Source organism: Streptomyces sp. NPDC024632 (assembly GCF_055559175.1).
In genome coordinates this window covers 1-7624 of record NZ_JBVHLD010000038.1, presented here as the reverse complement: position 1 = coordinate 7624, position 7624 = coordinate 1, and the positions used below count along the sequence as shown (strand labels likewise).

Below are 7624 nucleotides of genomic sequence, written 5' to 3'. Positions count from 1 at the left end.
GAGGGGAGAATCGCGGCAGGAGCGGGGTGGGGGTTGGGTTTTTGGGGGGGGCCCCCCCCCCCCCCCCCCCCCCCACCCCCGGTACGTACGTGAACAGGGCGGCCGTCTTCCTGACGGCCGCCCTGTCCGCGTGCACCGAGCGCGTTCAACTCACCGTGTCCGGTGGGCTATTCGCGGGCCGCACCCGCCGCCGCCGGGTTGGCGCGCAGCAGCGCGCGGGCCGGAAGGGCGGTGGAGAGCAAGCCGATGACCGTCGCGGCGCCCGCGAGGCCGAGAGCCGTGCCCGGCGGGATGTACGGGCTCGCGCCGGTCAGACCGCGGGCGATCGGGACGAGGGTGATCCACGCGATGGCACCGCCGATCAGCAGCCCGGCCGCGGCGACCAGCAGCGCCTCCAGGCGGACCATGCCGAGCACCTGGCGGCGCGTGGTGCCCGCCAGCCGCAGCAGCGCGACCTCGCGGCGCCGGTCCAGCACCGTCATCACCAGTGTGTTCGCGGCGGCGACCGCGGCGAATCCGCCGAGGACGGCGGCCATGACGCTGTTCGCCCAGGCGTTCAACTCCAGCTCCTTGTCGGCCTGCTGGCGGTACCCGGCGCGGTCGGTGACCGTGAGCCCGGCGACGCCCAGCCGCGACAGGTCCCGCGCGACGGCCGTACGGTCCGCGCCGGGCGCGTCGTGCACCAGCACCTGCGTGTCGTACGCCGTCCGCGCGTGGTCGGCGACCGCCGTGCGCGGCATCAGCAACTGGCCGATGCCCAGGCCGCGTTCGTACGTCGCCACGACCGCGGGCCGCACCCGGGTGCCGTCGCCGAGCCACAGCGAGATCCGGTCGCCGACCTTCACCTTCGCCGTACCGGCGAGCAGCGAATCCACGGCGACGGTCCGGCCGTCACCGGTCAGCGCGCTCAACGAGCCGGTCTTGACGCCCAGTTGGAGGACGTCGGGCAGCTTGCCCGGGTCTCCGGAAACGCCCAGCAGGGACGCGGAGTTGAGCGAGCCGGAAGCCCGGTAGAGCGCGCCGGTGCGCATGACGCCGACCGCGCCGTCCACGCCGGGCACCTTCGCGGCGCGCTGCGCGGTGTCGGCGGGCACCCCCGCGCCGGACGAGCCGAGCACCTGGTCGGCGACGACGCCGTCCTTGATCTGGTGGGCCGCCTCGTGCTTGAGCGAGCCCTGCATGCACAGGAGCGTGCCGCAGAAGGCGGTGACCAGCACGATCGGGGTGATCGCGGAGGCCAGTCTGCGGGCGTTGGCCCGGCTGTTGGCGGCGGCGAGCTGCGAGGCGGCGCCGCCCGCGCGCAGCGGCAGGCCGAGCAGCGCGGCGGCGGCCCAGGCCACGACGGGCCCGAGGAAGGCCACGCCGACCATGAAGCAGAAGACGATGCCGAGGGCGACGTTCGCGGCGTCCTCGCCCGTGGTGTGCGCGGCGACGGCGGCCAGGACGCAGCCCCCCGCGACGGCCGCCGCGCCGAGCACGGTCCTGATGACGCCGGGCCTGCGGCGCTCCACTGCGGCCTCGCCGAGTGCCTGGCTCGGCCGGGCCTTCGACGGGCGGCGGGCGGCCAGATATCCGGCGGCCAGCGCCGCGAGCAGGCCCGCGCCGACCGCGCTCACCATCGGGATCCAGCCGGTGCTGAGCGTCACCCCGGCCGGGACGGCGTCCCGGTGGACGAGCTGCCTCACCCACCAGCGGGCCAGCGCCACGCCGGGCAGGATGCCCGCGGCGCCCGCGATCGGCGCCACCAGCATCGCCTCGGTCGCCACGGTGCGGCGGATCTGCCGCGGGGTCGCGCCGACGGCGCGCAGCAGCGCGATCTCCCGGCCGCGCTGGCCGATCGCCAGCGCGACGGTGCCCATCACCACGAACACGGCCGTCGCCGTGGCGATCCCGCCGAACGAGGCGCCGATCGCCGTCAGCATCTCCTTGCCCTCGGCCAGCTCCGGGTGCTCGGCGAGACCGCGGCCGTCGCCGGTGCGCACCTTCGCCGGGTCGCCGGGGGCGCCCTTGACCGCGGCCTTCACCTGCCGGGCCAGCTCGTCCGTGCTGACGCCCTTGGCGGGCAGCACGGCGATGGCGTCGGTGCGGCCCGGGTGTCCCGACAGGCGGTCGGCGACGGAATCGGCGAAGTAGGCCGAGGCGCTTGTCGTAGCGCTTGCCCTGGTGCCGTCTTTCGCGCCGGCGCCGGCGCTGGTCTCCGTGTCGGTCAGGCCCGAGACCTTGTACGTGGTCGCGCCCGTCGGGGCGGTCAGCGTGAGGGTGTCGCCGACGCCGACGTGCGCCGCCCGGGCGGTGGCCGCCGACAGGGCGACCTCGCCCGTACCGGGCGCCCGCCCCCGCACCACCGTGCTCGCGTCGATCGCGTGGGCCGACCAGTCGCGGCCGGTCAGCGGCGGCAGCGTCTTCGACTGCACCGGGAAGGCCGTGTCGGGTACGGCCGCCGACACGCCCGGCGCGCGGGCGATGCGGTCGGCGAGCGCCGTGTCCACGCGGGGCTGGTCCGGCAGCGACGCCGCGTCGCTGTCGGCGTCGTCGCCGTGCCCCGTGGTGATCCGCGCCGACGGGTCGGCCGCCACCACGACGGGCGTGGCCGCGTACCGCACCGGCTTCACATGCGCCGTGATCCCGGTCTGGAGCATGCTGCCGCACGCCGTGATGACGGCGGACGCGAACAGCAGCGCGACGAAGGTGCCCACGAAGGACGCGGGCCTGAAGCGCACGGAGGCGCGGGCCAGGCCGTTCATGCCGCCGCCCCCACCCGTCCCGCACCGCGCCCGGTCTCGCGCTGGGTCAGCGCCACCATCCGGTCCGCGACCGCCGTCGGCTCGGGGTGCCACAGCTCGTCAGCGAACGAGCCGTCCGCCAGGAACAGCACGCGGTCCGCGTACGACGCCGCCACCGGGTCGTGCGTCACCATCACCACGGTCGCGCCGAGCCCGTTCACCGCGTGCCGCAGCAGCCCCAGCACCTCGCGGGCCGTCCCCGTGTCCAGCGCCCCCGTCGGCTCGTCCGCGAAGATCACGTCAGGCTCCGTGACCAGCGCCCGCGCGATGGCCACGCGCTGCTGCTGCCCGCCGGAGAGCTGGCCGGGGCGGCGCCTTCCGTGGCCTTCCAGGCCCACCTGGGCCAGCAGCTCCGCCACCCGGCGCCGGTCGGGGCGCTCGCCCGCCAGGCGCTGCGGGAGCTGGACGTTCTGCTGCACGGTCAGCGACGGCAGCAGATTGAACGACTGGAACACGAACCCGATGCGGCTGCGCCGCAGCTCCGTCAGCCGCTTCTCGCTCAGCGCGGTGATCTCCACCCCGCCCAGCAGCACCTGCCCGGCGCTCGGCTTGTCCAGTCCGGCCGCGCACTGGAGGAACGTGCTCTTCCCCGAGCCGGAGGGGCCCATCACCGCCGTGAAGCTGCCGCGGGGAAGCCCCAGATCGATGCCGCGCAGCGCGTGTACCGCGGCCTCGCCGCGGCCGTATGTGCGCCGCACTTCTCTCAGCTCCACCGCGTACGCCGCGTCCGCCGTGGCCGGCGTGCCTGTCGTTTCGGCGTCCGCCGCCTTCTGTGCCCGCTTTCGTTCGCGCCGCGACGCCATCTCTTTCCCCTCAGCTCAGTTCGTTTCCCGACCCTCTCGACGCTACGGAGCCGCGCTCCCCCGAACCATGGCGTCCCCTGGCGTCCCCATGGTGGGGACAACCCCCGTCCCGGCGTGACGGCTGCCGCCGTTGTCTTGTCTTGCCCACCCGCCCACCCGTGCGGGTGTTTTCTTCGTCTGCGGGTGCCGCTTGTGCCTGGTCGGTGCCGGTCCGGGGCACCTCCTCGAAATGCGGCTACCTGGCCTTGCTCATCCGGCACCCCTCTTGTCACCGCATTTCTGCGGGGGCACCCCGGCCCGTCCCCTCCCGGTACGTCGGCGTCCGACGGTCCGGTGGGGGTTGCCGGGGAGGGGGGTGGGCGGGTGGGCTCGGGTACGTCGGCGCCCGCCTGCCCGTGGGGGTGCCGGGGGCGGGGGTGGGCGTAGGTACGTCGGCGTCCGCCTGGCCGTGGGGGGTGGGTGGGCTCGGGTGCGTCGGTGGGGGCCAAGGGGCTGCTGGCGGCTGGGGGCTGGGGGGCGTTGGTGATCGTTGGCAGGGTCGGGTGGAATGGGGGGTGTTGATCACTCTCATGCGATGGGCGAGGAGCTGGCGTGGCCCGATGGATGGTCCTGATAAGTCCGGTCGGCGGTTCGCCTTACGGGCCCTATCGGGTTGACACCCTCACCGAGTTCGAGGCCAGCCATGAGGAGGCGCCGGGCGTCTTCCTCAACCTGGTGAACACCTTCGACCGCGACGTGCGCAAACCCCGGCGCAGGCAGGCGTTCAAGTGCTCCGAGCGGACATACGTTCTCCGCGTCGAGGGCTACATGAAGCAATTCGAGTACCGCTTCGAGCTCGCCGAACTCATAGCCGACACCGCCGCCCCCCACCTCCCCGACACCATCCAGTAGCCCACCCCCGTCCCTGCCACCGCAGCGGAGAGACCACCGCCGACGGGCCTCACCCCCCACTGCCTCCCTCCCCCGGCCACCCCCACCGGACCGCCGGACGTCGACGTACCTACGCCCACCCCACCCCCCGTCCACCCCCACCGGCAGGCGGACGCCGACGTACCGGGAGGGGACGGGCCGGGGTGCCCCCGCAGAAATGCGGTGACAGGGAGGGTGCCGGATACGCGGGGGCAGGCAGCCGCATTTCGAGGAGGTGCCCCGGACCGGGACCGACCAGGCACAAGCGGCACCCGCAGACGAAGAAAACACCCGCACGGGTGGGCGGGCGGGAAAAGACAAAGCCCTGGCGGCGAGCCGTGGAACGGAAACGTGCCGTGCGAGGATGGGCGTCTCATCTGACGAGAAGGAGTGGGCCACCGTGCCTGGTACGAACCTCACGCGTGAGGAGGCGCAGGAGCGTGCGCGCCTGCTCACCGTGGACGCTTATGACATCGAGCTGGACCTGCGCGGCGCCCAGGAGGGCGGCACCTTCCGGTCGGTGACCACCGTACGGTTCAAGGCCGCCGAGGCGGGAGCGGAAACGTTCATCGACCTGGTCGCCCCCCTCGTGCACGAGGTGGTGCTCAACGGCGAGCCCCTGGACGCGGCAGCCGCGTTCAAGGACTCGCGGATCGCGCTGCCCGGCCTGCGCTCCGGCGAGAACGAGCTGCGGGTCGTCGCGGACTGCGCGTACACCAACACCGGCGAGGGCCTGCACCGGTTCGTCGACCCGGTCGACAAGCAAGCATATTTGTACACGCAGTTCGAAGTACCGGACGCCCGCCGCGTCTTCGCCAGCTTCGAGCAGCCGGATCTGAAGGCGAGCTTCGCCTTCACGGTCCAGGCCCCGGCCGGCTGGACGGTGATCTCCAACTCCCCGACCCCCGAGCCCCCGGCGGACGGCGTGTGGGTGTTCGCGCCGACCCCGCGCATCTCGTCGTACATCACGGCCCTGATCGTCGGCCCGTACGCGTCGGTGCACAGCAGTTGGGAGGGGAACGGCCGCAGCGTGCCGCTGGGCATCTACTGCCGTCCCTCGCTGGCGGAGTACCTGGACGCCGAGGCGATCTTCGAGGTCACCCGGCAGGGCTTCGACTGGTTCGAGGAGAAGTTCGCGTACGCGTACCCCTTCCCGAAGTACGACCAGCTCTTCGTGCCGGAGTTCAACGCGGGCGCGATGGAGAACGCGGGCGCGGTGACGATCCGCGACCAGTACGTGTTCCGGTCGAAGGTCACGGACGCCGCGTACGAGACGCGGGCCGAGACGATCCTGCACGAGCTGGCGCACATGTGGTTCGGCGACCTGGTCACCATGGAGTGGTGGAACGACCTGTGGCTGAACGAGTCGTTCGCCACGTACACCTCGATCGCCTGCCAGGCGTACGCGCCGGGCTCGAAGTGGCCGCACTCGTGGACGAGTTTCGCCAACTCGATGAAGACGTGGGCGTACCGGCAGGACCAACTGCCGTCCACGCACCCGATCATGGCGGAGATCAACGACCTGGACGACGTGCTGGTCAACTTCGACGGCATCACGTACGCCAAGGGCGCCTCGGTGCTGAAGCAGCTCGTCGCGTACGTGGGCGAGGACGAGTTCTTCGCGGGCGTGCAGGCGTACTTCAAGCGGCACGCGTGGGGCAACACGCGGCTGGCGGATCTGCTGGGCGCGCTGGAGGAGACCTCGGGACGCGACCTGAAGACCTGGTCGAAGGCGTGGCTGGAGACGGCGGGCATCAATGTGCTGCGGCCGGAGGTGACGGTGGCCGAGGACGGTACGGTCGCCTCGCTCGCGGTACGGCAGGAGGCCCCGGCGCTGCCCGTCGGCGCGAAGGGCGAGGCCGTGCTGCGCCCGCACCGGATCGCGGTCGGCGCGTACGACCTGGTGGACGGCAAGCTGGTACGGACCCAGCGCGTCGAGCTGGACGTCGTTGGCGAGTCGACGCAGGTGCCGTTCCCCGCGGGGACGCCGCGCCCGGCCGTCATCCTGCTCAACGACGACGACCTGTCGTACGCGAAGGTGCGGCTGGACGAGCAGTCGCTGGCCGTGGTCCGCGACCACGTCGGGGACTTCACGGAGTCGCTGCCGCGCGCGCTGGTGTGGGCGTCGGCCTGGGACATGACGCGGGACGGCGAACTGGCCGCCCGTGACTACCTGGAGCTGGTGCTGCAGGGCATCGGCAAGGAGACCGACATCGGCGTGGTGCAGTCGCTGCACCGGCAGGCGAAGCTGGCGCTCGACCTGTACGCCGACCCGGCCTGGCGCGACACCGGCCTGGCGCGGTGGACCGAGGCGGCGCTGGAGCACCTGCGGACGGCGGCGCCGGGCAGCGACCACCAGCTCGCCTGGGCACGCGCGTTCACCCTCGCGGCCCGCACCGACGCCCAACTGGACGTACTGGCCGGGCTGTTGGACGGCACGGTGACGTACGAGGGACTGGCCGTCGACACGGATCTGCGGTGGGCGCTGCTGTCCCGGCTCGCGGCGACCGGCCGCGCGGACGAGAAGGCGATCGACGCGGAGCTGGCGCTCGACCCGACCTCGGCGGGCGAGCAGCACGCCGCGGCGGTACGGGCGGCGCGGCCGAGCGCCGACGTCAAGGCGGCGGTCTGGGCCTCTGTCGTGGAGGACGACAAGCTGCCGAACGCCGTGCAGGAGGCGGTGATCGGCGGCTTCGTGCAGACCGACCAGCGCGAGCTGCTGGCGCCGTACACCGAGCGGTACTTCGCGACGGTGAAGGACGTGTGGGACTCGCGCAGCCACGAGATGGCCCAGCAGATCGTGGTCGGCCTCTACCCGGCCCTCCAGGTCTCGCAGGCCACCCTGGACGCCACCGACGCCTGGCTGGCGTCGGCCGATCCGGCCCCGGCGCTGCGTCGCCTGGTCGTGGAGTCCCGCTCCAGCGTGGAGCGTTCGCTGCGCGCCCAAGCTGCCGACGCCGCCGCCGCCGGCTGACCGTCCGGCCTTCTTGCCACCGGGGCCCGGGGGGGGGGGGGGGGGGGGGGGGGGGGGGTGGGGGGGTGGGGTGGGGGGGGGGGTGGGGGGTTAGGGGTCGGTCACGGAATGTTCGTGATTACGCAACACGTCTTAGGCATGGTAGACGTATGTCT

The 7624-nt window shown here is 73.1% G+C and carries 4 protein-coding genes; 2 read left to right on the top strand and 2 right to left on the bottom strand.

What is annotated here, in order from left to right:
- Window positions 1-167: 167 nt before the first annotated feature.
- On the bottom strand, window positions 168-2744 hold the full coding sequence (locus tag ACZ37P_RS38340) for an ABC transporter permease (protein WP_467351133.1): 2577 nt from the start codon (window positions 2742-2744) through the stop codon (window positions 168-170).
- Complete coding sequence (locus ACZ37P_RS38335; protein ID WP_467351132.1) at window positions 2741-3586, bottom strand: ABC transporter ATP-binding protein; 846 nt, start codon at window positions 3584-3586, stop codon at window positions 2741-2743. Before ACZ37P_RS38335 ends, ACZ37P_RS38340 begins: the two co-directional genes overlap by 4 nt.
- Window positions 3587-4177: 591 nt before the next feature.
- Between ACZ37P_RS38335 and ACZ37P_RS38330 the strand changes: the two genes are divergently transcribed.
- Entirely contained in the window at window positions 4178-4477 is a 300-nt protein-coding gene (locus tag ACZ37P_RS38330; RefSeq protein ID WP_467351130.1) for a hypothetical protein, read from the top strand.
- 418 nt (window positions 4478-4895) lie between these two features.
- Window positions 4896-7469: an aminopeptidase N gene (gene pepN, locus ACZ37P_RS38325; RefSeq protein WP_467351128.1), complete on the top strand. Its 2574-nt coding sequence runs from the start codon at window positions 4896-4898 to the stop codon at window positions 7467-7469.
- Window positions 7470-7624 lie beyond the last annotated feature (155 nt).

Bases quoted from the DNA above. Each gene is read 5' to 3' on its own strand.
- ACZ37P_RS38335 (WP_467351132.1), bottom strand. From the start codon at position 3,586: ATGGCGTCGCGGCGCGAACGAAAGCGGGCACAGAAGGCGGCGGACGCC.
- ACZ37P_RS38340 (WP_467351133.1), bottom strand. From the start codon at position 2,744: ATGAACGGCCTGGCCCGCGCCTCCGTGCGCTTCAGGCCCGCGTCCTTC.